At 75.1% G+C, this 19,234-nt stretch carries 21 protein-coding genes; 10 read left to right on the top strand and 11 right to left on the bottom strand.

What is annotated here, in order from left to right; translation table 11 throughout:
- Positions 1-4: 4 nt before the first annotated feature.
- The 3 genes from ACFVVX_RS13940 (at position 5) to ACFVVX_RS13930 (ending at position 1,981) form a co-directional block, all read left to right on the top strand.
- Positions 5-946 carry an STM4011 family radical SAM protein gene (locus tag ACFVVX_RS13940; protein WP_387944984.1) on the top strand — a complete coding sequence of 314 codons (942 nt, stop codon included), beginning with the start codon at positions 5-7 and terminating at the stop codon, positions 944-946.
- A 213-nt stretch (positions 947-1,159) separates the two neighbouring features.
- Positions 1,160-1,519 (top strand): VOC family protein, encoded by a 360-nt coding sequence (locus tag ACFVVX_RS13935; RefSeq protein WP_387944982.1) that lies wholly within the window; start codon positions 1,160-1,162, stop codon positions 1,517-1,519.
- Positions 1,520-1,726: 207 nt separating this feature from the next.
- Positions 1,727-1,981: a hypothetical protein gene (locus tag ACFVVX_RS13930; protein ID WP_387944980.1), complete on the top strand. Its 255-nt coding sequence runs from the start codon at positions 1,727-1,729 to the stop codon at positions 1,979-1,981.
- 37 nt (positions 1,982-2,018) lie between these two features.
- Here the strand turns inward: ACFVVX_RS13930 and ACFVVX_RS13925 are convergent, their stop codons facing one another.
- Positions 2,019-2,471: a winged helix-turn-helix transcriptional regulator gene (locus ACFVVX_RS13925; protein ID WP_387944978.1), complete on the bottom strand. Its 453-nt coding sequence runs from the start codon at positions 2,469-2,471 to the stop codon at positions 2,019-2,021.
- Positions 2,472-2,569: 98 nt separating this feature from the next.
- Between ACFVVX_RS13925 and ACFVVX_RS13920 the strand changes: the two genes are divergently transcribed.
- Positions 2,570-3,823: an MFS transporter gene (locus ACFVVX_RS13920; RefSeq protein ID WP_387944976.1), complete on the top strand. Its 1,254-nt coding sequence runs from the start codon at positions 2,570-2,572 to the stop codon at positions 3,821-3,823.
- Between the two features lie 52 nt (positions 3,824-3,875).
- Here the strand turns inward: ACFVVX_RS13920 and ACFVVX_RS13915 are convergent, their stop codons facing one another.
- On the bottom strand, positions 3,876-4,649 hold the full coding sequence (locus ACFVVX_RS13915) for an SDR family oxidoreductase (RefSeq protein ID WP_387944974.1): 774 nt from the start codon (positions 4,647-4,649) through the stop codon (positions 3,876-3,878).
- A 51-nt stretch (positions 4,650-4,700) separates the two neighbouring features.
- Positions 4,701-5,594: an RNA polymerase sigma-70 factor gene (locus ACFVVX_RS13910; protein WP_387944972.1), complete on the bottom strand. Its 894-nt coding sequence runs from the start codon at positions 5,592-5,594 to the stop codon at positions 4,701-4,703.
- A 399-nt stretch (positions 5,595-5,993) separates the two neighbouring features.
- Here ACFVVX_RS13910 and ACFVVX_RS13905 point away from each other — a divergent pair, with 399 nt between their 5' ends.
- The gene (locus tag ACFVVX_RS13905) at positions 5,994-6,404 is read left to right on the top strand and encodes an SHOCT domain-containing protein (protein WP_387944970.1); all 411 of its coding nucleotides are present in this window, start codon (positions 5,994-5,996) and stop codon (positions 6,402-6,404) included.
- Positions 6,405-6,619: 215 nt separating this feature from the next.
- Here the strand turns inward: ACFVVX_RS13905 and ACFVVX_RS13900 are convergent, their stop codons facing one another.
- The 3 genes from ACFVVX_RS13900 to ACFVVX_RS13890 form a co-directional block, all read right to left on the bottom strand.
- The gene (locus ACFVVX_RS13900) at positions 6,620-7,405 is read right to left on the bottom strand and encodes a hypothetical protein (RefSeq protein WP_387944968.1); all 786 of its coding nucleotides are present in this window, start codon (positions 7,403-7,405) and stop codon (positions 6,620-6,622) included.
- Positions 7,402-8,007 carry an RNA polymerase sigma factor gene (locus ACFVVX_RS13895; protein WP_387944966.1) on the bottom strand — a complete coding sequence of 202 codons (606 nt, stop codon included), beginning with the start codon at positions 8,005-8,007 and terminating at the stop codon, positions 7,402-7,404. The genes ACFVVX_RS13900 and ACFVVX_RS13895 overlap by 4 nt, the downstream gene beginning before the upstream one ends.
- A gap of 384 nt (positions 8,008-8,391) precedes the next feature.
- Positions 8,392-8,871, bottom strand: a complete 480-nt coding sequence (locus ACFVVX_RS13890) for a MarR family winged helix-turn-helix transcriptional regulator (protein WP_387944964.1) — start codon at positions 8,869-8,871, stop codon at positions 8,392-8,394.
- Positions 8,872-8,993: 122 nt separating this feature from the next.
- Between ACFVVX_RS13890 and ACFVVX_RS13885 the strand changes: the two genes are divergently transcribed.
- Both ACFVVX_RS13885 and ACFVVX_RS13880 read left to right on the top strand, forming a co-directional pair.
- A complete protein-coding gene (locus tag ACFVVX_RS13885) occupies positions 8,994-9,404 on the top strand; it encodes an organic hydroperoxide resistance protein (RefSeq protein WP_387944962.1) in 411 nt (136 codons plus the stop codon).
- Positions 9,405-10,024: 620 nt separating this feature from the next.
- On the top strand, positions 10,025-10,414 hold the full coding sequence (locus ACFVVX_RS13880; RefSeq protein ID WP_387944960.1) for a hypothetical protein: 390 nt from the start codon (positions 10,025-10,027) through the stop codon (positions 10,412-10,414).
- Between the two features lie 92 nt (positions 10,415-10,506).
- Here the strand turns inward: ACFVVX_RS13880 and ACFVVX_RS13875 are convergent, their stop codons facing one another.
- Positions 10,507-11,157 (bottom strand): beta-glucanase, encoded by a 651-nt coding sequence (locus ACFVVX_RS13875; RefSeq protein WP_387944958.1) that lies wholly within the window; start codon positions 11,155-11,157, stop codon positions 10,507-10,509.
- Positions 11,158-11,292: 135 nt separating this feature from the next.
- Positions 11,293-11,949 (bottom strand): CBS domain-containing protein, encoded by a 657-nt coding sequence (locus ACFVVX_RS13870; protein ID WP_387944956.1) that lies wholly within the window; start codon positions 11,947-11,949, stop codon positions 11,293-11,295.
- A 291-nt stretch (positions 11,950-12,240) separates the two neighbouring features.
- On the opposite strand from ACFVVX_RS13870, the gene ACFVVX_RS13865 reads away from it, so the two are divergent.
- Positions 12,241-13,140, top strand: coding sequence for a DNA/RNA non-specific endonuclease (locus ACFVVX_RS13865; protein ID WP_387944954.1), 900 nt, complete (start codon positions 12,241-12,243; stop codon positions 13,138-13,140).
- 114 nt (positions 13,141-13,254) lie between these two features.
- Here the strand turns inward: ACFVVX_RS13865 and ACFVVX_RS13860 are convergent, their stop codons facing one another.
- The gene (locus tag ACFVVX_RS13860; protein WP_387944952.1) at positions 13,255-14,016 is read right to left on the bottom strand and encodes an anti-sigma factor domain-containing protein; all 762 of its coding nucleotides are present in this window, start codon (positions 14,014-14,016) and stop codon (positions 13,255-13,257) included.
- Complete coding sequence (gene sigK / locus ACFVVX_RS13855) at positions 14,013-14,597, bottom strand: ECF RNA polymerase sigma factor SigK (protein WP_387944950.1); 585 nt, start codon at positions 14,595-14,597, stop codon at positions 14,013-14,015. The genes ACFVVX_RS13860 and sigK overlap by 4 nt, the downstream gene beginning before the upstream one ends.
- A gap of 358 nt (positions 14,598-14,955) precedes the next feature.
- On the opposite strand from sigK, the gene ACFVVX_RS13850 reads away from it, so the two are divergent.
- Together ACFVVX_RS13850 and ACFVVX_RS13845 are read left to right on the top strand one after the other, a co-directional pair.
- Entirely contained in the window at positions 14,956-16,494 is a 1,539-nt protein-coding gene (locus ACFVVX_RS13850) for an SDR family oxidoreductase (protein WP_387944948.1), read from the top strand.
- A 72-nt stretch (positions 16,495-16,566) separates the two neighbouring features.
- The gene (locus ACFVVX_RS13845; RefSeq protein ID WP_387944946.1) at positions 16,567-18,501 is read left to right on the top strand and encodes a hypothetical protein; all 1,935 of its coding nucleotides are present in this window, start codon (positions 16,567-16,569) and stop codon (positions 18,499-18,501) included.
- 135 nt (positions 18,502-18,636) lie between these two features.
- Here ACFVVX_RS13845 and ACFVVX_RS13840 read toward each other — a convergent pair whose 3' ends face one another.
- The gene (locus ACFVVX_RS13840; protein ID WP_387944944.1) at positions 18,637-19,185 is read right to left on the bottom strand and encodes a MarR family winged helix-turn-helix transcriptional regulator; all 549 of its coding nucleotides are present in this window, start codon (positions 19,183-19,185) and stop codon (positions 18,637-18,639) included.
- Positions 19,186-19,234 lie beyond the last annotated feature (49 nt).

The following is a 19,234-nucleotide window of genomic DNA, read 5'->3' as shown; positions in this document are numbered from 1 at the left end:
CGGCATGCCCTCCGCCGCGTCGGCCTCAGTCCCACCGGCCGCCGCCACCGCGGCCTGTGCCCCCGCCCTAGCCCCCGGCCCCGCCGACCGCGGGCGCGACCTGAGCCTGCTGTACCGGGGCCCGCTGGCCTCCTGCGACTACGACTGCCCGTACTGCCCGTTCGCCAAGCGGCGCGACACTCCCGAACAGCTGCGCACCGACCGCGCGGCGCTGGAGCGGTTCACCGCCTGGGTCACCGGGCGGCGGGACACCGGCGACACGCTGTCCCTGCTGTTCACGCCCTGGGGTGAGGGGCTGGTCCGGTCGTGGTACCGGCGGGCCCTGGTCGACCTCAGCCGCCTGCCGCACGTCCGGCGGGTGGCCATCCAGACCAACCTCAGCTGCCGCACCGACTGGCTGGCCGAGGCCGACCCCGACTCCCTCGCACTCTGGGTGACGTACCACCCGGGGCAGGTCACCCACGAGCGCTTCCTCGCCAAGTGCCGCGAACTGGACGCCCTCGGGGTGCGGTACAGCGTCGGCGTGGTCGGGCAGCCCGAGCACCTGGCCGGAGCCCGGCGGCTGCGCGACGAGCTCTCACCTGCCGTCTACCTCTGGGTCAACGCCGCCGAGGGCCGGGTCTACACCGACGCCGAGGCCGCCGACTGGACGGCGCTCGACCCGCACTTCGGCTACAGCCGGCACGCCCACCCGAGCGACGGCCGCCCCTGCCGCACGGGCGAGTCGGTGCTCTCGGTGGACGGCGACGGCACCGTCCGCCGCTGCCACTTCGTCCGGGACGTCCTCGGCAACCTCTACGACGGGTCGTACCGCTCCCGGCTCCAGCCGCGCGCCTGCCCGTCGCCGGTCTGCGACTGCCACATCGGCTACGTGCACCTGGAGACGCTGCCGCTGTACGACCTGTTCGCCGACGGCGTGCTGGAGCGGATACCGCACGGCTGGTGAAGGGCCTCCCACGGCCCCGAGCCCGAGCCCTGCCACACGAGCCTGCCACACGAACCTGCCGAACAGACCCTGCCGCACGGACCGGCCCGGCGCGACAGCCGGTCACCCCCCGGCTACAGCCGGATCCGGTCGCCGACCACCCTGGGCAGCGGGGCGCCGGCGCACCTAGCCTGGAGGGAGGAGGCGATGGAAATGCTTGGAGACGCACCTTTGGTGTCCATCATCCCGGCCACCGATCTGGCCCGAGCCAAGAGCTTCTACACCGACACGCTCGGCCTGAAGCTCACCGAGGAGAACCCGCACGAGCTCAGCTTCGAATGCGGCGGCACGGAGTTCGGCATCTACGAGACACCGAGCGGCGGGCAGGCGGCCCACACACTCGCCAGCTTCAAGGTCACCGACCTCGACGCCGAGATGGAGGCGCTGCGCGGCCGCGGTGTGACGTTCGAGGACTACGACTTCCCGGGCCTGAAGACCGTCAACGGCGTCGCCGAGGACGACGGCATGCGCGCGGCCTGGTTCAAGGACAGCGAGGGGAACATCCTCTGCGTGAACCAGCGGACCAGCAGGTAACCCGACCCGCTCCGCCCGGGCCACCGCCACGATCCCGAACCGAGCCGAACCGGACAGGGCCGGCCGAACACCCGCCCGGCCGCCTCGGGACCGATGGGGCGCGCCCGGGCTCACGTCGGCTGGACACGCGTCGGGGGGCATGACGCAAGGGGGGCATCGCGCTGTCCCGGGCCCGGGGTGTTCGAGGGGGGCGGGCGGGGTGTCGTAGTGCTGCGTCATGATGGTCCGGGGTGCCGTCCGCTGTCGAACGGCTGCGGCGCGCGCCCGTGCGGCTCCGTCGTCCTCCAGGAGTTCGAGCTCGGCTGGCCGGCCGGCCAGATCTTCGCCGACCCGGACCCGCTCGCGAACGTCGGAGCGTGCTACCTGATCGTGGACCGCCGGAACAGCCGTGTCACCACGATGCCGCCCCTGGCCCCGGAGACCGTCCTGGACATGTACCGCGCGAGATACCCCGCCCACTGACGGTCCGTCCGCCGCGCGGCCTCGGGCGGGCCTCGGTTCACCGCTCGGGGAGCTTGTGGACGGCGGTGTCGTCGGGGTCCAGCCGCCGCCCGTCCGCGGACCGGACCTCCAGGGCGGCGAGCCGCTCCCCGTGCCGACGGTCGACCAACTGCGAGTGCGGTTCGCCGGGGGCGAAGAAGTTCTGCTCGCCCCACTGCCGCAGCGCCACGATGACGGGGAAGAGGGCCTTGCCCTTCGGGGTCAGCACGTACTCGCGGTAGGCGCTGCCGTCCGAGGCGGGGACGGAGTCGAGGACACCGCCGGCGGTCAGGGCGCGCAGGCGCGCGGTGAGGATGTTCTTCGCCACTCCGAGGCTGCGCTGGAACTCCCCGAAGCGGCGGCTCCCGTCGAAGGCATCCCGCACGATCAGCAGGGACCACCAGTCGCCGATCGCGTCCACGGACCGCGCGACGGGACAGTCGCTGTCGTCGAAGCGTGTCCTTGCCACCATGTCGTCACTCCACTCCCACCTAGGTTGCAACATGCTACCAAAGAAGTTACCGTCCCTTCTGGTCGCAAGATGAAACCAAATGTGCGGAGGGGTGCCGAATGACCGACCACTGTGAAGCCCTGACACCACGGGCCGCGGCCGGGACCGGGGGAGGTCCGGCGGACGTCCTGTCCCGCGGCGTCGTCCTGCTGTTCGCCGTCGCCTGTGGAACGGCGGTGGCCAACGTCTACTTCGCCCAGCCGCTCCTGGTGACCGTGGGCCACGACCTCGCCATGAGTCCGGCCCTGGTCGGCGGCATCGTGACCCTCACCCATGTCGGGTACGGGCTGGGGCTCTTCCTCCTCGTGCCGCTGGGCGACGTGACCGACCGCAGACGGCTCGTCGTGGCCCAGCTGCTGCTCCTGGTGGTGGCGCTGGCCACGGTCGCCACCGCCCACACCGCGGCGGTCCTGCTCGCAGGCATGGCCGCGATGGGGCTCCTCGCCGTGGTCACGCAGACACTGGTGGCCTTCGCGGCGGCACTGGCCCCGCCCGCCCGGCGCGGCCGCGTGGTCGGCCTGGTGACCAGCGGCGTGGTCACCGGGATCCTGCTCGCCCGCACCGCGGCCGGCGTCCTGGCCGACCTCGCGGGCTGGCGCTCCGTCTACCTCGCCTCGGCGGCGCTCACCGTCCTGCTCGCGCTGGTCCTGCACCGGGTGCTGCCGCGCCACACCGGCGCCCCGCCGACCACCCTGCGCTACGGGCAACTCCTGCGCTCCACGGTCACCCTGTTCGCACGGGAACGCCTTCTGCGACTCCGGGCCCTGCTCGGACTGCTGATCTTCGCCGCCTTCAGCACCCTGTGGAGCAGCATCGCGCTGCCGCTCAGCGAGGCCCCGCTCTCCCTCTCCCACACCGCGATCGGGGCCTGGGGCCTGGTCGGGGCCGCAGGCGCCCTGGCCGCGGTCGCGGCGGGCCGCCTGAACGACCGCGGCCTCTCCCAGCGGACCACCGGCATCGCCCTGGCGCTGCTCGCCGCCTCGTGGCTGCCGCTGGCCTTCACCCGCAGCTCGCTCTGGGCCCTGGCCGTCGGCGTGATCCTCCTCGACCTCGCCGTACAGGCGGTCCACGTCACCAACCAGACCCTGATCCACGCCCTGCACCCGGACGCGGGCAGTCGGCTGATCGGCGGATACATGGTCTTCTACTCGATCGGCAGCGCCACCGGTGCCATCGCCGCGACCTCCCTCTACTCCGCGGCCGGGTGGGGCGCCGTCTGCACCCTGGGCGCGGCGATCAGCTGCCTCGCGTTCGCCCTGTGGGCGCTCACCCGGTCCGCCACCCCGGACCCCGCCGCCACACCCACCGCCTGAGGCCGCCCCCGGCCCCGGCCCCGGCCCGGCAGGCTCAGCGGGCTCAGCGGGCTCAGCGGGCGACCTTGGCCTGGAGGTACTCCTCCCAGGTGCGGACTCCCACGGCCCGGTCGGGTGCGGTGAGCGCGCCGGCGCGGAATCCCGCGCCGATCCTTCCCGGGATGAAGACCGGAAGGACGAGCCGGCGCTTGCCGGCCGCCCTCGTCCAGTCCTTGGCGAGCCGGGTGGCCGAGTACACCGTCGGGCCGGCCATGTCCGGCACCCGGCCGGCCGGCTCGCCCTGTGCCAACTCGACCAGCCGGTCGGCCACCTCGCCCTGGTCCACCGGCTGGCAGGCGGTGCCGGAGGGCATCGGGATGACGGGGGACTTGGACAGCACCCGCAGCGCCGTGTTGAGCAGCTCGGGGAACTGGCCGGCCCGCAGGTTGGTCCAGCCGATCCCCGACTCCGCGAGCAGCCGCTCGCCCTCCAGCTTGACCTGGTAGTAGGGGTACGGGATCCGGTCGACGCCGATGATGGAGATGTTGACGATGTGTTCGACCCCGGCCTGCTCCGCGGCGGCGAGCAGTTGGTGGAGGGCCGGGATGTCGTTCTTGAACCTGCGGACGTCGCTCGCGCAGTGGATGACCGTGCGGACCCCGGCAAAGGCCTCGGCCAGGCCGGTGCCGGTGGTCAGGTCGCCGGTGAACCACGAAACGCCGGGGGTGGCGGGGAGGTCCGTCCGGCGGGTCAGCGCCCGCACCGGCAGGCCGGTCCGGAGCGCCCGCTCCAGCACCTCGCGGCCCAGCACGCCGGTCGCCCCGGTCACCATGATCACGTTGTCCATCACTGCAGTCCTCCGTGTCGTTCGTCCTGTCAGAGAGGAAGAACCGGCGGGCTACGCGTTCTGTGACACTCCGCGGGACTGATTCGCGAGAAATCTCAGTTTCTCCGGGTTGCGGATGATCCGGATCCCGGTGATCCCGTCCTCGCCGCCCTCGACGGCGCCGACCGCGACCAGCTCTCCGGCCTCCCAGCCCAGGACCACCGGCGCGCCGTTCACCTCGGCGACCTCGATCTCCACGTCCGCGACCCAGCGCGTGAACAGGCCCAGGAGGAAGCGGGCCACGTTGTTCCGGCCGTTGACCGGGCGCAGCGCCGCTCTGACCTTGCCACCGCCGTCGGACCACGCGATCACCTGGTCCGCGAGCACCGCCTCCAGCTGTTGCAGCGACCCGAGGGCCGCGGCCTCCAGGAAGCGCGTCAGCAGGTCGGTGCGCGGCTGCTCGGGGGGCTCGAACCTGGACCGCCCGTCGGCCAGGTGGGCTTTGGCCCGGCGGTAGATCTGCCGCGCGTTCGCCTCGGTGGAGTCCAGCACCCCGGCGATCTCGCGGTAGCCGTAGTCGAAGGCATCGCGCAGGACGACCACGGCGCGCTCGGCCGGAGTCAGGCGTTCCATCATCACCAGTACGGCCATCGACACCGCCTCACGCTGCTCGGCGGTCTCCATCGGGCCGAGCGCACCGCCCTCGGTCCGGACGGGCTCCGGCAGCCAGGGTCCGACGTACTCCTCGCGCTGGACCCGCGCCGAGGTCAGCCGGTTGAGGCAGAGATTGGTGGCGACCTTGGCGAGCCAGGGGCCCGGAGTCGCGATCTGCTCACGGTCGGCGCCGTGCCAGCGCAGGTACGCGTCCTGGACGGTGTCCTCGGCCTCGGCCGCCGATCCGAGCATGCGGTAGGCGAGCGAGAACAGCCGGGGTCGATGGGTTTCGAACTCCTGAGCCTTGTTCACCAGGGCAACGTTAGTAGGGGCGTTCACCTCGGCGACAACCCAGGTCAGGCGCTGCGCGCCGCCGGCCGTCGCCGCAGTGCGATCACCCGAAGCACCGGGGGCGGACGTTCTCGATGGCGCCGCCCCCTCCCGGCAGCTGCGGCCCGAGGGGCGACTTTGCAAAGTCGCGTCGGACCCGGCGGGACTTTGCAAAGACGCCCTCGGGGCGGACCTGTCGGCGGTCGGGCGGGTCCGGCGGGCCTGGCCGCACCACCGGCAGGACCGCCACCGGGCCTGGCAGGCTCGACGCGCAGAAGGTGAATTGCGGTGATATGACTCGTTTGACCGCCGTCCACTTCCGGGCGGCGCGGGTCGCCGTGCGGTCGGCGGCGTTCGACCGGCCGCCGTGAGGAGGGCATCGTGGACGACTATCCAATGCTCAGCCTGTTCTGGACGATGCTGGAGTTCTTCCTGTTCGTCCTCTGGTTCTTCCTGCTGTTCAAGATCATCTCGGACATCTTCCGAAGCCACGACATGGGCGGCTGGGGCAAGGCCGGCTGGGTGATCTTCGTGATCTTCCTGCCCTTCCTGGGCGTCTTCGTGTACGTGATCGCGCGCGGGCGCTCGATGGGCGAACGCGACATCGAGCAGGCGCGGCAGGCCGATGCCGCCTTCAAGGCGTACATCAAGGAGGCGGCCGACACCCAGCCCACCGGTGGCGGCGGCACGGGCAGTCACGTCGACGAACTGGCCAAGCTGGCGGATCTCAAGAACAGCGGCGCGATCTCCGAGGAGGAGTTCCAGAAGGCGAAGGAGAAGCTGCTCGCCTGACGCCGGGCCGCGCCGGAGCGGATCGCGGCCGACCGCCGGGCCCAGGTGACCACCAGGTCCGGGCCGTACAGGTCGAGGCGGCGCCGGTCCGGACGGCACAGGTCCGGACGGTACGAGCCGAGGCCGCACAGGCCCGGACCGCGCGGAGACCCGCGCCACACGGAGAGCGGGCCGCCGGGGATCCCCCAGACGGGCCCCGGCGGCCCCGCCTCCCCTCAGCGGGACCGGGCCGGGCGGCGGCGGGTGGCCGGGGCACGGCCCCGGCCCGGGCGCGGGGCGGTCTGCGCCGCGACCGGGCGGGTCCCGGCGACCGCCTCCCGCAGGGTCAGCACGATCTCGCCGTCGCACTCCAGGGCCAGCGCCCGCACCATGTCGGCGGGTCTGCCGGGGCGGGTCCCGAGGGCGACGGCGGGTAACCGGTCGGGGGCGCTGAGGTCCTCGGCCAGCGCGCCCCAGTGCGCCGCGTCGCGCTGCTCGCCCTCCGCCGCGTAGTGGACCGCGAGGCAGTGCACGGCCAGCTGGTCGCCGAGCTGGGCGGCGATCCGCCACCAGAAGACCCCGTCCGCCGCCCGGCCCATGCCGTAGAGCACACAGCCGAGGGTGCGGAACGCGGTCTTCTCGGCCAGTTCCAGGTCGAACGCCAGCTCGCCGACGTCCGCCGCCGCCGCGATCCCGCCGCACAGGTACCGCAGGTCGCGGCGGAGTTCGGCGCGGCCGGCCGCGGACAGCGCCGCCAGGGCCGCCGGTTCGGTGCGCCCGCGGGGGTGGCCGTCCGGGGCCGCGGGGGGCGGCTGCCGCCGGGCGGCCGCCGGGGGGCGCTCGGTCCGGCCGGCGGCGGTGCGCTGGGCGGGCACGGACGGGCCGACGGGGACCGGATCCGGGGCCCCGGGCCCGCCCCCGATCCGTTCGGCGAGCCGGCGGGTGAAGGCCACCGGGTCGTGGTCGCGGAACTCCCGCGCCAGCGCGTCGACATCGGCGCGCAGCAGCTCGGCGAGGTTCACTCGGGCCTCCCCTGTTCGTTCTCGCCGGCGGCCGGCTCCGGCAGCCGGTCCGCGGTCTCCAGCAGGTACTCCAGGTGGCGCCGGCCGAGGCTGTAGTAGGTGCGGGCGGTGGTGTGCGCGATGCCGAGCGCCCGGCCGATGTCCGGGTAGGACAGGCCGGCCTGGCGCAGCCGCACCACGTCCGCCTGGACCGGCGAGGCCTGGACGAGCTCCTCCATCGCCCAGTCCAGGGCGTCGAGTTCGGCGAGTTCGTCCAGCTCGCCGTGGCCGGTGTCGGGTCGGAACTGGGCGATCACCCGGAGCCGCTTGCGCTCCGCGCGGCGCCGCTCGCGCAGCACGTCGGTCACCGCGTCCTTGACGATCTTGAAGGCGAAGGCCTTGAGGTCGGCGCTGGACAGGGCGCGCCGCCAGTTCTTGTACAGCACGGCGCCGGCGCTCTGGACGGCGTCCTGCGCGTCCTCGCGGTGCCGCAGGCGCTGCTGCGCGTACCGGAGGTAGCCGGGGTTCTCCTGGGTGAAGAAGGCCGCGAAGTCGACCGGCAGTCCGTCGAGCGGATCCGCTCGCACGCCCTGGTCCTCGCCCGGCCCGGGGGTGTTCACCACACGCCTCCCCCCTTCCGTGGGTCAGCTGGCCGGCGCACCGGGCGGCGCACCGGCGGCCCCTGGAGGGGCTCGTGGTGTAACCGTCCTGCGGGCGGGGATTGTTGACCGGATCCCGGGAGCAAAAAATGACCGCTTCTGCCCGTTTCCGCCCACCCGCGGCGACCTGCGGGTTCGAGCGGGCGCCCGCCCGGCGGACCGCCCATACGTGATGCAGATCACACCTGTCGGCCGTGCCGCGACGGCGCGATTTGACGGCGGGCGGTGACCCGTGCGCAGACAGCGACCCGCACACAGGCAGCAGCCGGCGGACCGCCCCTCCGGCCGGGCAGCAGACGGCAGCGGACGGCAGCGGGCGACAGTGGACGGCAGCCGTCGACAGCGGACTCAGTCGGCGGGCGGAGGCTCCAGCAGGGCCGAGTCCAGGGCGCCGGTCACCCGGTCCAGCAGGACCCGCAGGGCGGCCATGTCCTCGACCGGCAGCCCGGTGGCGGCGAGCAGGCGGCGCGGCACCTGACCGGCGCGCTCGCGCAGTGCCGCACCGGCGGCGGTGAGGCTGACGGTGACGGAGCGCTCGTCCTCGGGGCTGCGCTCACGGTGGACCAGGCCCGCCGCCTCCAGCCGCTTCAGCAGCGGGGAAAGGGTGCCGGAGTCCAGCCGCAGCCGCTCCCCGATCCGCTTCACGGGCAGCTCACCGTGCTCCCAGAGCACCAGCATGACCAGGTACTGGGGGTAGGTGAGCCCCAGGTCCTTGAGGAGCACCCGGTAGACACCGCCGAAGGCGCGCGAGGCGGCGTTCAGCGAGAAGCAGATCTGCTGGTCGAGACGGAGCAGTTCCTCGTCGGGCAGCTCGGGGAGCGTGGTCATGCCCCCATGGTACCGACCCACCCATGCACGATTCAGTTGTGCGCAATTGAATTGCGTGCTCTAATTGCTCTCGAAGGGCGGCCCGGGTGGCCGCCGAGGACAGGATCGAAGGGAACGGACCTATGGACGCGCTCTACACCGCGGTGGCCACGGCGAACGGCCGGGAGGGCCGGGCGGTCAGCTCCGACGGTCAGCTCGACCTGGCGCTGGCGATGCCGCCCGCCCTCGGCGGCAGCGGGCAGGGCACCAACCCCGAGCAGCTGTTCGCGGCCGGCTACGCGGCCTGCTTCTCGAGCGCCCTGGGCCTGGTCGGCCGGCAGGCCCGGGTCGACACCAGCGAGGTCTCGGTCACGGCCGAGGTCTCGATCGGTAAGGACGGCGCCGGCTTCGGCCTGGCCGTCGTGCTGCGGGTCGAGCTGCCCGACTCCCTCGCGGGCGAGAGCGGCGAGCTGCTGGTCAAGCAGGCGCACGAGGTCTGCCCGTACTCCCGTGCCACCCGGGGCAACATCCCCGTGGAGCTCGTCGTCGAGTAAACCCCCGCATCGGGTGGTTTCCTGACCGGGCCGGGGTCGGGCCCCGCGGGCCCAGGCCCGGCGCCGCCCGGCCCTGCGGACCCGGGACCCGACCCCGGGCCGTTCACCGAGCGCAGGGTGTCCAGCCGGTGGCGATACTCCTCGGCGTCGATCTCCCCGCGCGCGAACCGGTCGGCGAGCACCTGCTCGGGCGGCGGTACGCCGGCCCACCCGGGCGCACCAGTCGGCGCACCGTACCCGGCGTGCGCCCCGGAATCTCCAGAAGCACCCGAAGGCCCCGCAGGTCCGGACGAACCGGGTGCGCCGTTCCGCGGCGTACGCGAGACGTAGCGGAACAGGGCGACGGCGGCCAGCACCAGCACCGCCAGGAGCAGCAGCATCAGGATGAGCGTCACCCCGAAGCCCCAGCCGCCCATGACATGCCCGTGGCCACGCCCGTACCAGTTCCTCATCACGGCCTCCTCCTCAGGGAGCGCAGGCCGGCCAGGCCTGCCGAGGGGATCAGCGCCTTATCACCATCGTGCGCCCGCGGGGGTACGGTCGGCGTGAAGGGCGCGAGGAGAGCGCCCGGAGGGCGCGACCACCCCGCCCGCCGTCCGCGCCGGGGTAGCGTTGCGGGCATGGACCCCCACCCGCCGGCCGACGACCGTGAGCAGCTGGTCGCGGCCGGTGTGCTGCGCCGGTACGTGGACCCGTACCCGCACCCGGCGCTCGGGAACTCGCCGGTCTCCTTCGTCTCCGAGCGGCTCTGGGCCGAGCTCACCGCCCTGGCCATCGTGCCCGCCGCGGCCACCGCGACCGCGACCGCGCTGCTGCGCCAGATCGCGGCCGACGCCGTCGACGCCGCCCTCGCCCCCGGCAACGAGCGGGCCCCGCGCAACGACCTCTACGTGGCGTACCCCGCGCACATCGGCTCGCACCGCCGGGTGGTCTGGTTCCAGCGGACGGGCCCGCGCGGGAGCATCACGGCGACGTTCCCGCCCGACTCCGCCGGCCCCACCCCGTACTGAACCCGCGACACTCCCTCGCAGCCCTCCCCCGCAGCCCTCACCTGCGGCCCTCTCTCAGCCATCACGCGCGGCCCTCCCCCGCGCCGGGCCGCTCAGCGCTCGACCCGCAGGCTGTGGCACGCCCAGCTCAGCCGGTCCGGCCCGTCCTGCGGCGGGCGGTCGTGGTAGGTGCCGTCCGACACCGAGAGGTTGACGATCAGGTAGGCGTGCCAGTCCTGGCCGACCCCGCGCCGGTCGGCGTGGATGAGGGTGTCGTCCACGTACCAGTTCACCGAGCGCGCGCCCATGACGGTCCGCAGGTCGAAGGTCGCGCCCGGGGCTATGCCGAAGTCGGCGCCGTGCCAGTACCGGAAGCCGCCGCGCACGTGGTTGGAGACCTCCAGCAGGTCCGGGTGGTTGGGGTGGTACTCGAAGACGTCGACCTCGTTGCCGCCGTCGCGCCACGTCCAGATGGCCGGCCAGGCGCCCAGTTCCACCGGGAGGGTGATCCGGGCGGACAGCGCGTCCCCCGTCCGCACCTGGAAGCCCTCGGGGCTGCCCTCGGTGGTGAGCAGATTGCACGTCCACAGCTCCCCGCCGTGCCGCCGGGTGGCCGTGAACACGCCGCCGGGGCAGTACCCGCGGCTGAGGAAGTCGAGCTTGTGGTCGCCCCGGTTGGTCGGCCCCATTCGAGGGTAGGCGCTGCTGCGGCCCGCCACCCACTGCCTGGTCGAAGTGAAGTCCGCATCGAATACGACTGCCACGGCCGCCTCCCCGGGTGCCCCTGCATGACGCCGGCCCGACACCGACGCACACACAGGGTGAGTTACCCGCCACGCTCCGCAGTATGCGAACCGGACGCTCCGGATCCGCGCGGGCCCGGCGCCGCGCGCCGGGGGTCAGGCCACCGCCACCGGCGCGCCGCTGCCGCCGAGGCGGTCGGTGACGGAGACCACGCCGTCCACCGAGCGGCAGAGGTTCAGCACGATCGGCACCAGGTACGGCTCCGGAACCGTCCCGCTGAGCACCACCCGGCCCTGGTCCACCTCTACGCCCACCTCCGCCGGGCTGACGCCCTCGATCCGGCCGAGCACCTCCTCGACGATCTCGCGCCGGATCACCCGGTCCTCGCGCAGGAACACCCGGAGCAGGTCGCCACGGCTGACCATGCCGAACACCCGGCCGTCCTCGTCCAGGACGGGAATCCGCTTCACGCCGTGCCGGCTCATCAGACGGGCCGCGCCCACCACGCTGACGTCCGGCGTGGTGCAGACGGCCGGTCCGGTCATCAGATCGGCAGCGGTGACAGCGCCGTCCGGACCACTCTGCGGAAGCTCGGGGGCCGGCAGCAGGCTGCCCGGGTCCTCCTGTGCGGCCAGGGTGCGCAGCAGGTCCGCCTCGGAGACGATCCCGAGCGGCCGGCCGTCGGCGTCCAGCACCGGGACGCCGGTGATGTCGTACTCGGCCAGCAGCGCGACGATCTCCCGGAAACCCGTCTCGGGGGCGACCCCGACCACCGGGCTGGTCATCACCGATTCGACGTTGGCATGGTGCACGCCGTTCACCTCGTCCACGATCGTCGTCCGACCGGGTACCTGTCGTCCGGCCGGGTCTCTGGAGCATCTCCTGCTGCGGCGGGCGGCGCCAGAGGCCAAGGGGCCGGATCCCGAGGACCAACGGCCCTGCCGGGGAACGCGCGCCATACGGACCGGCCCCCGGCCCGCCGGACCGCCCCCGACCCGTCCGGACCTGCTGCACCCGCCGCACCCGCCACACCCGCCGGACCCGCCGTCCGGACGGCGTAGGCGCGGCGGCGTGCCGGGCCCACGGCCGGTACAGATCGACACATGGCAACCACCTCTCCCGAACCCGCTCCGGCCCGACTGGACGGTCGGACCGGGTACGACCCCGCGTTCCTCGGGCCGCTCGTCCCGCTGCCGCTCCCCGTCGACCCGGCCATCACCGTGGTCGCGCTCCCGTACACGCACTTCACGGTACTGCTGCGACCCGACCGCAGGCTGGCCGCCGCGACGGCCGTGGCGATCGACGGCGGCCGGCTGGTCGACCTCCACCGGGAGGGCCAGTGGCGGCTGGACCCGCGCGTCCCGGAGGCGCAGCAGGCCGGCAAGGGCCTCTACTCCGACAACGACTTCGACCGCGGCCACCTGGTCCGGCGGCTCGACCCGGTCTGGGGCGACGACGCGGACGTCCGCACCGCCAACGCCGACACCTTCCACTTCACCAACGCCGCCCCGCAGCACTCCGACTTCAACCAGGGCAAGCAGCTCTGGGCCGGTCTGGAGGACTACCTGCTCGCCAACGCGGCGCAGTCCGACCGGCGGCTGGTGGTGCTGACCGGCCCGGTGCTGCGGCCGGACGACCCGCGCTACCGGGGGGTGCAGATCCCGCTGACGTTCTGGAAGGTGGCCGGCTTCCTCCAGGACGGTGCGCTGGCGTCCACCGCGTACGTGTTGGACCAGAGCCCGGACCTGCCGGACGCCGCGGCCGCGCTGGCGGCGGCGGAGGCCGCCGACCAGCCGCCGCCGCTGGGTGCGTACCGGACGTTCCAGGTGCCGGTGCACGACGTGGCCCAGATCTCCGGACTCGACCTGGGGCCGCTCCCGGCGGTCGACCGGCTGCCCGCTCCGCCCGTCCCGGCGCCCCCGGCCCCGGGCGCGGAGCCGGGGCCGGGGCGCTGGCGGGAGCTGCGGCGGCACGAGGACATCGTGCTGGGCGCGGGCGGCTGACCCGGGGCCGGTCGGCGGCGGGGACCGGCGGGCGGCCGCCACCGGGCCGCACCGCCACCGGGCTTCGCAGCCGCCTCGCCTTGCCGCCGCCGTGCCGCCGCCGGGGGTGTGCCGTCAGCCGAACGGCAGGAGCATGACCGGTCGGCCGGTCGGGTGCGGCGAGCCGCCGGCCGGTTCGACGGTGACCCCGACGCCCGCGGCGCCGTCGATCCGGCCCTGCAGCAGGAGGGAGCCGTCTCCGCCGGGCAGCAGCCCGGCCGGCCGCATGGTGCCCGCGTCGTCGAACCAGATCTGGTAGGTCCGGCCGGCGGCGAGCGCGGGCATCCCGGTGGCCAGGAACCCGGCCTGGTCCCGGCTCTCCGACCAGATCACCGCGCCCACGCCGGTGCCGGAGGCCGCGGTGGCCGTCCGGACGTCGGGGGCGGTGATCAACGCGCCGAGCCCCGCCTGCTGCTCCTGCAGCCGGGCCGCCTGCGACCGCGCCTGCCGGGCCTGGTCGTGCTGCTGCACGGCGAGGCCGCCGAGCGCGGCGGCGAGTGCGACGGAGGCCGCCAGGGCGAGCCCGGGCCACCGGCGCAGCAGTCGGCCGCGCCGCCCGGTCCGCCCGATGGGCGCGGTGCCGTCCGGGGCCGGGCCGCTCGGGGCGAGCTGCCGCACGGACCCGATGCCGGTCATCACCCGGGCCCTGAGTTCCGCGGGCGGGGTGACGGCCTCGGCGGCGCCGAGCCGGGCCAGCGTCGCGGCGAACTCCGCCACTTCCTGGGCGCAGGCCCCGCACTGGGCGAGGTGGCGCTCGAAGGCCTCCCGCTCGGGCGCGGGCAGCGCGTGGGCGGCATAGGCCCCGGTCAGCGTGTGCAGATCGGGCGCGATGGTCATGACGCCACTCCCAGGCAGTCGCGCAGGCGGATGAGGCCGTCCCGCATCCGGGTCTTGACGGTGCCGAGCGGGGTGGCGAGCAGGTCGGCCACCTCGCGGTAGGAGAAACCGCGGTAGTACGCGAGGGTGACGGACTCGCGCTGGAGCTCGGTGAGCGTCCGCAGGCACCTCCTGACCTGCTCCCGCTCCAGCCGGCCCTCGACCTGTTCGGCGACCTCGTCGAAGACCGGCGTGTGCGCCTTGGCGGCGGCCCGCTGGTCCCGGTCGGCCGCGGCCTGTGCGGCCCGGACGCGGTCCACCGCCCGGCGGTGCGCCATCGTCAGCACCCAGGCCGTCACCTCGCCGCGGTCCGGCTGGTAGCGGGCGGCGGTGCGCCAGACCTCCAGCATCACCTCCTGGGCGACCTCCTCGGACTGCGCCGGATCGCGCAGCACCCGGCGGATCAGCCCCAGCACCTGGCCGGCCACGGCGTCGTACAGGGCCGCGAACGCGTCCTGGTCGCCGAACGCCGTCCTGGCGACCAGCTCCTTGAGGTCCGGTCCGCGGCGCTGCGGCGCGGCCAGGTGCACCACGCCGCTCATGCCGCCGCCCCCCGGTGGCGGAGGGCGCGGGCCCGGCGGCGGGAACGGGCGGGCCGCCTTCCGGGCGGGCGGTTCGTCGGCATGCGGTCCTCCAGCGCCCCGGGCGAACGGTGTGCACCGGGGAGTCGTACGGGCGTGGGCACCGGGTGTTCGGAGCCGGCGCCGCGGCGGATTGGCCGGCGTCCGGACTGTTTCCGCGCACCGCCGGGCGCAGCCTCGCACAGGCGGCGCCTCCACCGCGGGGGGCGCCGGGCCGAGGTGCACCGCGGCCGCCCACCCGGCATCCTGCGAGAGGGTCGGCGGGCCGACCGGGCGCGGCCGCCCACCCGACCAGCCTTGACGCGCCCCTGGAGAGGCCATGGACAGCCCGAACACCCCCGCCGCCGCCCTGAACTGCCTGGTCACCGGCGCCACCGGCTACCTAGGCGGCCGCCTCGTCCCGGAGCTGCTGGCCGCCGGACACACCGTGCGCTGTCTGGCCCGCGACCCCGGGCGGCTGCGGGACCACCCGTGGCGGGCCCGGGTGGAGGCCGCCGCCGGGGACGTCACCCGGCCGGACACCCTCACCGGGGCCTTCGCGGGGATCGACGCCGCCTACTACCTGGTGCACTCGCTCGGCACCGGGCGTGACTTCGAGGCCACCGACCGGGCGGCCGCGCGGGCGTTCGGCGAGGCGGCGGCCCGGGCCGGGGTCCGCCGGATCGTCTACCTGGGCGGCCTCACCCCGGCCGGGGTCCCGGAGCAGGAGCTGTCGCCGCACCTGCGCTCGCGCGCCGAGGTCGGCCGGGTGCTGCGCGACAGCGGGGTGCCGACCGCCGAGCTGCGCGCCGCGGTGATCATCGGATCGGGTTCGGCCTCCTTCGAGATGCTCCGGTACCTGACCGAGCGGCTGCCGGTGATGGTCACGCCGAACTGGGTCGGCACCCGGATCCAGCCGATCGCCGTCCGCGACGTGCTGCGCTACCTCACCGGGGCCCTGTCGCTGCCGCCGGAGGTGAACCGGATCTTCGACATCGGCGGGCCGGAGGTGCTGACGTACCGGGACATGATGGAGCGCTACGCCGCCGTCGCCGAGCTGCCGCACCGGCTGATCGTCCCGGTGCCGGTGCTCACCCCGCGGCTCTCCAGCCACTGGGTGGGCCTGGTGACACCCGTCCCGAACGCGCTCGCCCGGCCGCTGGTGGAGTCGCTGCGGCACGAGGTGGTCTGCGCCGAGCACGACATCGCCCGCTACGTGCCCGACCCGCCGGGCGGACCGACCGGCTTCGACGAGGCGGTGCGGCTGGCGCTGCGCCGGATCCGGGACGCCGAGGTGGCGACCCGCTGGTCCTCCGCCTCACTGCCGGGCGCGCCGAGCGACCCGCTGCCCACCGACCCTGACTGGGCCGGCGGCAGCCTTTACCAGGACGTCCGCGAGCGGGCGGTGGGCACCGACCCGGCGCGGCTCTGGCGGGTGGTGGAGGGCATCGGCGGCGAGCACGGCTGGTACTCCTTCCCGCTGGCCTGGGCGCTGCGCGGCTGGCTGGACCGGGCGGCGGGCGGTGTCGGCCTGCGCCGGGGCAGACGGGATCCGGAGCGGCTGCGGGTCGGTGACTCGCTGGACTTCTGGCGGGTGGAGGAGATCGAGCCGGGCCGACTGCTGCGGCTGCGCGCCGAGATGCGGCTGCCGGGCCTGGCCTGGCTGGAGCTGTCGGTCGCGCCCGACGGTCGCGGCGGCGCCCGCTACCGGCAGCGGGCGCTGTTCCACCCGCACGGGCTGGCCGGACACGCGTACTGGTGGTCGGTCGCGCCGTTCCACGCCGTCGTCTTCGGCGGGATGGCCCGCCGGATCACCGAGCGCGCCCTGGCCGACCCCCCGTCCCCGTCACTCTCCCCGGACGGCGCAACCATCACATGATCGACTCGTTGGACTGTCCGCCATCACTCAACGCACGGACATCACTCAACTCACGGATCAGGGGAGGTCCCGTTGGCGCGACAGACCGGCGGCGGATCACCGCAGCGCGCCGAGGCCGCGCGTCCGGTGGCGCGGGCCGAGGCGGCACTGGTCCGCCACTACCGCCGACTGGTCCGGCTGGCCTACCTGGCACTGCCCGCCGACCGGGACCGCCACAGCCGGGTGCTGGCCGCGCACGCGGTGGTCCAGCGCTCCCTGCCGTCCCGCTGGACCCGGGCGGACGGCCTCCGGACGGACCGGTCCGGGACGGACGGACTCCGGGCGGACGGGCCCGGGACGGAGAGGCCGCCCGAGCCCGAGGAGGACCCGGTGTACGCGGCGCTGCGGCTGCGGGTGCTGCGCGCCGCGCTACGGCCGCGGCCGGTCCACCGGCTGCTCGCGCCGCGGGTCTGGGGACTGCGTCTGTTCACCCCCGGCGGCGGTGAGGAGGACGCGGCCCTGGACCGGGCGCTGGCCGCGCTGGACCCGCCCGGCCGGGCCGCCTTCGCCCTGCTGGCGGTCGAGCGGCTGCCGCCGGGCCGGGCCGCCGAGGTGCTGCAGCAGGCCGGGGTGGCGTACCCCGACCAGTGGGTGGACGAGGCCGCGCAGCTGTCCGCCGGCCCGGACCCGGCGCTCCCCGCCTTCGACCCCTGCGCGGTGCGCGTCCAGCCGACCGACCTGCTGCGCCGCCGCCGCACCGTCGGCGCCTCGCTCGCCGTCGCCGCGCTGGCGCTCACCACCACGGCCGCCGTGCTGGCCGGCGCGGACGGCGGCGCCCCCGCCCCCGGAACCGCCCACCCGCTCCCCGTCCCGCCGTCCGGTACGGCTCCGGATCCGGCGGGGCTGGTCCGGGTGGCCGCCGACCAGTGGCAGCACACGGCCCGGCTCGGCTTCGCCGCCTGGCCCGCCCGGGGCGACCGCCGCACGGACACCGCACTGCTCGGCCGGGCCGTCGGGGCGTGGACCCAGGCCGGTCCGCAGACCCGGGCCGAGCCCGGGGCGGGCACCGCGCCGCCCGCCGGGCCGCCGCAGCTGCTGTTCGCGGGGACGGTCGACGGCACGGCCGTGGTGGTGCTGTACGACGGGCAGCGGCTCGCCCGGTGGACGGACGGGCGCGGCGGCGGGCTGGACCTCGCCCGGGCCGACGACTCCGACGTCACCACGGCGGCCGCGGTGGTGCTGCGCCGTCAGGGCACGGCCGCCCGCTACCTGCTCGCGCCGTGGGTCGAGGGCTCCGAGACCCGGCGGATCGACCAGCCGGACGCGCCAGCCAAGCCGCTGGACCGCGCCGAGGGCGTCACGGCCTCCGCACCCGTCGGCGCCCTCGCGGACTGCCAGGGCGCGACCGTGCTCCAGCTGCGCTCCTCCCCCGTCGTCGCCGAGAAGCACGCCTTCCTGCTGGCCGACCTCGGCGGCCTCGTCCCCGCCCACCTCACCTACACCCCGCCGCCGGACCGCACCCAGCCGGCGCGCGAGCCCCGCGAGGCGGTCGGGCCGGACGCGCTGCAGGCCTGGGCCCGCAGCGGCTGCACGGTGCCGGACGGCACCCCGGGCGTCAAGCAGCTCAACCTGTGGGCCTTCGCGGTGCAGCAGCTACCGCAGAACGCGGGCGCGGCGTCCTGGGTCTGCCTGCGCGCCGACCGCTGGAACGGCGAGGGCAGCGCCGCGGGGACGGTGCTGCTGCCAGGTGCCCGGAGCCCACAGCGCACCGGCGGCGGACCGGGCCGGGCGTGCAGCCGGTTCGAGCAGGACACCGTCGGGTGGACGTGGTGGCGCTCCCCGCAGGGCACGGAGTTCCTGCTCGCCGCCGGCAGCCGCCGGGTGACCAGGATCGCCGTCAAGGGCCCGGACTGGTCGGCCGACCGCCCCACCCCGGACCGCACCCTCGCCGTGGAGCGCCCGGCCCGCGCGACCGTCACCGTGGAGGCGGTACTCGACGGCGGCAGCAGGATCTCGCCGATGCGCTGAGCAGCCGCCGTGCCGGGAACCGGTACCCCGGCCCGGCCGGCCCGGCCCGGCCCGGTGCAGCCCGGCCCGGTGCAGCCCGGCTCAGCTTGGGGCAACGAGTCGGCCCGAGGCAGCGAGCCAGCGAGCCGCCCGCGTTCAGCGCGAGCGGCGCAGGTCCTCCAGCTCGCCGGTCATCCGCCCGAGGAAGCGCGCCACCGCGTCCAGCTCGGCCACGGTGAACTCGCCGCGGACCGCCTCGGTGCGATGCGCCACCGGCGCGAACCACTGCGCGGCCATCCGGCCGGCCCCCGGCTGGTAGTGCACCAGCACCTGGCGCCGGTCCACCGCGTCCCGGCTGCGCCGGATGTGTCCGGCGCGCTCCAGCCGGTCCAGCACCGCGGTGACCGCCCCCGAGGTGAGGGCGAGCTCCTCCCGCAGCCGGCCCGGGGTGATCCCGCCCGGGTCGCCGGGCCCACCCGGCGCGGCCCGCATCACGGCGAGCAGCGCCTGGACATCGGTGGCGTGCAGCCCGCTGGCGGCGGCGAAGCCGTGGCCGAGCAGGTTCATCTCGGAGGCCAGGCCCTGCAGGAGTCGGCCGAGCGCCGGGGTCCCGGGCGGCCCCGGCGTGGACGGGCTCGGCGTGGACGGGCTCGGCGTGGACGGGGCCGGAGCGGTCGGGGTCGGGTGCGGCTCCTGCTCCGACAAGGTCACCTTCTCCGGTCGCGTACGGCGCTGTTACCCGTTCAGCCTAACC

It is taken from the genome of Kitasatospora sp. NPDC058170 (assembly GCF_042883905.1).
In the GTDB taxonomy this organism is placed as follows: Bacteria; Actinomycetota; Actinomycetes; order Streptomycetales; family Streptomycetaceae; genus Kitasatospora.
This window is presented reverse-complemented; position numbering and strand designations above follow the sequence as displayed.